The sequence below is a fragment of the Sulfitobacter sp. HI0027 genome (assembly GCF_001634775.1).
GTDB lineage: Bacteria > Pseudomonadota > Alphaproteobacteria > Rhodobacterales > Rhodobacteraceae > Sulfitobacter.
In genome coordinates this window covers 1-3,743 of the sequence record NZ_LWER01000036.1, presented here as the reverse complement: position 1 = coordinate 3,743, position 3,743 = coordinate 1, and the positions used below count along the sequence as shown (strand labels likewise).

Genomic DNA, 3,743 nt, shown 5'->3' with positions numbered 1-3,743 from the left:
AAAAGGCAAAGACAGGAGATTCCCATGATCGCACGCATTTTTCTCGACCACCCCGCAAAGGTGGAGGAGACGTTTTTTGAGCATATGGCCTTCGCGCTGAGGTTCTCAGGCCTGCTGTTCGCGGCGGCGGGGGCGGCGCTGGTGCATGCGCTGATCCCCTGCCTGTTCGAGAAGACAGCGAGCGGGATTATCGCCAAGCTTTATGCCCGGACGCACAACCGGGGGCAGTAGGGGCTGAGAGCCAGCGTCTGCCCGCGGGTCGGCGATCAGATGGTGCCTCGTGCCACTTTATGGCTCAGTCGTGATGTGCTTCCTCGAGGTCACACCCAGCCTTGCGAAATTGCCTTTCCGGTCGCATCAAAGTGCGCCCATATATAGCGGCAGGCCTCCGGCGTGACGGGCGGGCAGGCGATGGCGCGGCGCATGCGGCTTGATTCCGGGCCGGGGTGGCAAGCGCAATCGGAAAAAATAGAAAAGGGCCGCATCGCTGCGGCCCGTCGCATTCGGCGCAAATCCAGTTAACTCAGCCAGCCAACGCCTTGTTCAGGTTCTCGTCTACCTTCTCCAAGAAGCCCATGGTCGTTAGCCAGCCCTGATCCGGCCCCACCAGCAGCGCAAGGTCTTTGGTCATGAAACCCGATTCCACCGTATCGACGACAACCTTCTCAAGTGTCTCGGCGAAATTGATCAGCGCCGTGTTATCGTCCAGCTTGCCGCGGTGCTTCAATCCGCCCGTCCACGCGTAGATCGAGGCGATAGAGTTGGTCGAAGTCTCTTCGCCCTTCTGGTGCTGACGGTAGTGGCGCGTCACGGTGCCATGCGCGGCTTCGGCCTCCACGATTTTGCCATCCGGGGTCATCAACTGAGAGGTCATCAGCCCGAGCGAGCCAAAGCCCTGCGCCACGGTGTCGGATTGCACATCGCCGTCGTAGTTCTTGCAGGCCCAGACATAGCCGCCCGACCATTTCATCGCCGAGGCGACCATGTCGTCGATCAGGCGGTGTTCGTACCAGATGTTCTTTTTCTTGAAGTCCTCGGCGAACTCTTCGTCGAAAATCTCTTGGAACAGGTCCTTGAAGCGTCCGTCATAGGCTTTGAGGATTGTGTTTTTGGTCGACAGATACACCGGCCAGCCGCGGTTCAGACCGTAGTTGAAAGAAGCGCGCGCAAAGTCACGAATCGAATCGTTGAGGTTGTACATCGCCATGGTGACACCGGCGGACGGCGCGTCGAAGACTTCCTTCTCAATGGTCTCCCCATCGTCACCGACGAACTTGATCGTCAGCTTGCCCTTTCCGGGAAAACGGAAATCAGTGGCGCGGTACTGGTCGCCAAAGGCATGGCGACCCACGACGATCGGCTGGGTCCAACCTGGTACAAGGCGCGGCACGTTGCGGCAGATGATCGGCTCGCGGAAGATCACGCCGCCCAGAATATTGCGGATCGTGCCATTGGGGCTGCGGTACATGCGTTTGAGGCCAAATTCCTCAACCCGCGCCTCATCTGGGGTGATGGTGGCGCATTTCACGCCGACGCCATGCTCGCGGATCGCATGGGCCGCGTCGACGGTGATCTGGTCGTCGGTCTCGTCCCGCACTTCCATGCCAAGGTCGTAATACTTCAGGTCAACGTCAAGATAGGGGGTAATCAGCTTTTTCTTAATGAAATCCCAGATGATCCGGGTCATCTCATCGCCGTCGAGTTCGACGATGGGGTTTTCTACCTTAATCTTCGACATGACGAATTCCTTTGGTTGAGGATGTATTTATCCGTGCTTTAGCCTATCGGGGGCCAAAGAGAAAGATCGTATACCATGGTATGCCGAAGCTCGCGATCAGGCGCCGACCCCGGCGAAAAAGCTGCTGATACGGGCTCGGGCGTAGGACCAAAGCGCGGGGGCGCCGATGGCGATTTTACGGCCAACCTTCTCTTCGATTTGCGCTTCCGACACATTGTAATCGGTCCAGCTGCCCCCGCCCGAGGCGAGGTTTTGCATCGGGGGCTGGAACCGGTCGAGCGATTTGGCAAAGCGGGCCGAAGGGCTCTCGGCGGCTTCGAACTCTTCCCAGATGCTGCGCAATGCGACCCGCAGATCGGCGGGCAGCAGGCCAAAGATGCGGTCGGCGGCGATTTGTTCCTGGGCTTCCATTTCAGCGGCGTCATAGTCGCCGAAGATCGGATTGTCGCCCGCGTCGATCTCAACAAGATCGTGCAGGATCAGCATCTTGATGACGCGGTTGATGTCCACCTCTGGACCGGCCTGATCGGCCAGCACCAGCGCGTAGAGAGTCAGGTGCCATGAATGTTCGGCAGAATTCTCCGCCCGGCTAGCATCGCACAGGGTGGTGCCGCGCAGGATGGTCTTGAGCTTATCGGCCTCGTTCAGAAAGGCGATCTGCTGGTCGAGCCGTTCGGTCATGCCCCTGCCTTGCCACGATGCTCGCGGAGTTTGCGGGCGAGAAAACCGCGCGCCTTGTCATTGGCCATCCGCGTACGGATGGCCGTCAAAAAGGCTTCTTCAAGTGTTTGTGACGAGGCGCCAAGCACCTCGCCAACTTCGATAAACAGCCGCTCCTCACCGGTCTCGGCCTGCACGGCGAGACATTCCTCGGCAAGCTTGTTGGCCAGTTGGAGGACGACCGCGTCCGCCATTAGCGGGTGGATTCCGTCAGGCGGCGTTTCACATAGTCGCTGGTCGAGGTGATCAGCGTGTCCATATGCGGCTCTTCAAAGAAGTGCCCGGCGCCTTCGATCTCCTGATGGGTGATCGTGATGCCTTTTTGCTCATGCAGCTTGTTGACCAGATTGGTCGTGTCAGCAGGGGGTGCCACGCGGTCGGCGGTGCCGTTGATGACCAGACCAGAGGCCGGGCAGGGCGCGAGAAACGAAAAGTCATACATATTCGCGGGCGGCGAGACCGAGATGAAGCCGGTGATCTCTGGCCGGCGCATCAGCAGTTGCATGCCGATCCACGCACCAAACGAGAAACCCGCAACCCAGCAATGTTTGGAGTTGTTGTTCATCGATTGCAGGTAATCAAGCGCCGAGGCCGCGTCGGACAATTCGCCGATGCCTTGGTCGTATTCACCCTGGCTGCGGCCCACGCCGCGGAAGTTAAAGCGCAACACGGTGAAACCCATGTTGTAGAACGCATAGTGCAGGTTATAGACGACCTTGTGATTCATCGTGCCGCCGAACTGTGGATGCGGATGCAGCACGATGGCAATCGGGGCGTCACGTTCTTTTTGGGGGTGGTAGCGGCCTTCAAGGCGGCCTTCGGGTCCGGGAAAAATAACCTCGGGCATGGGTGTCCCTGTCTGGGGGTTCAAAGATCGCCGCGAATAGTTGACGAATTCGCTAGGCCACCTTAGAACGGTTCTAATCTGGTTCCGCGCAGTCTCGCGTGGATCAGTCTTTGGACTTAGGCATTTAAGCCGCCCACGTCAATCAAATGGCACGGCGAGTGAGGGTAAGACGATGAAGCTATCCACCAAAGGGCGCTACGCGATGGTCGCTTTGGCCGATATTGCCCTGCAGCCTGCGGGGACGCTGGTGTCACTGGGTGACATTGCCGAGCGACAGTCGGTGTCTTTGCCCTATCTCGAACAGTTGTTCGTCAAGCTGCGGCGGGCCGAGCTGGTAACCTCTGTCCGGGGGCCGGGCGGGGGCTACCGTTTGGGGCGTCCGGCTACGGATATTCGCGTGGTCGATGTGCTTGCCGCGGTGGATGAGACGGTGGATGC

The 3,743-nt window shown here is 59.1% G+C and carries 6 protein-coding genes; 2 read left to right on the top strand and 4 right to left on the bottom strand.

Going from position 1 to position 3,743, the window contains the following annotated elements; all coding sequences use genetic code 11:
• A partial coding sequence (locus tag A3722_RS02440) for a DUF6356 family protein (RefSeq protein WP_443068606.1) occupies positions 1–231 on the top strand: 231 nt, incomplete at its 5' end.
• Positions 232–523: 292 nt separating this feature from the next.
• On the opposite strand, the gene A3722_RS02435 is transcribed toward A3722_RS02440, so the two are convergent.
• From A3722_RS02435 to A3722_RS02420, 4 genes are all read right to left on the bottom strand, one after another.
• Positions 524–1,738, bottom strand: a complete 1,215-nt coding sequence (locus tag A3722_RS02435) for an NADP-dependent isocitrate dehydrogenase (protein WP_067626839.1) — start codon at positions 1,736–1,738, stop codon at positions 524–526.
• Between the two features lie 96 nt (positions 1,739–1,834).
• Positions 1,835–2,419 carry an HD domain-containing protein gene (locus A3722_RS02430; protein WP_067626837.1) on the bottom strand — a complete coding sequence of 195 codons (585 nt, stop codon included), beginning with the start codon at positions 2,417–2,419 and terminating at the stop codon, positions 1,835–1,837.
• On the bottom strand, positions 2,416–2,652 hold the full coding sequence (locus A3722_RS02425; RefSeq protein WP_067626835.1) for a hypothetical protein: 237 nt from the start codon (positions 2,650–2,652) through the stop codon (positions 2,416–2,418). The genes A3722_RS02430 and A3722_RS02425 overlap by 4 nt, the downstream gene beginning before the upstream one ends.
• A complete protein-coding gene (locus A3722_RS02420; protein WP_067626833.1) occupies positions 2,652–3,305 on the bottom strand; it encodes an alpha/beta hydrolase in 654 nt (217 codons plus the stop codon). The genes A3722_RS02425 and A3722_RS02420 overlap by 1 nt, the downstream gene beginning before the upstream one ends.
• 172 nt (positions 3,306–3,477) lie before the next feature.
• Here A3722_RS02420 and A3722_RS02415 point away from each other — a divergent pair.
• Positions 3,478–3,743, top strand: a 266-nt coding sequence (locus A3722_RS02415) for an Rrf2 family transcriptional regulator (RefSeq protein ID WP_150120406.1), incomplete at its 3' end; no start/stop codon positions are given.

Excerpts from the sequence above, each read along its gene's own strand:
- A3722_RS02435 (WP_067626839.1), bottom strand. The coding sequence starts at position 1,738 with ATGTCGAAGATTAAGGTAGAAAACCCCATCGTCGAACTCGACGGCGAT.
- A3722_RS02430 (WP_067626837.1), bottom strand. The coding sequence starts at position 2,419 with ATGACCGAACGGCTCGACCAGCAGATCGCCTTTCTGAACGAGGCCGAT.
- A3722_RS02425 (WP_067626835.1), bottom strand. The coding sequence starts at position 2,652 with ATGGCGGACGCGGTCGTCCTCCAACTGGCCAACAAGCTTGCCGAGGAA.
- A3722_RS02420 (WP_067626833.1), bottom strand. The coding sequence starts at position 3,305 with ATGCCCGAGGTTATTTTTCCCGGACCCGAAGGCCGCCTTGAAGGCCGC.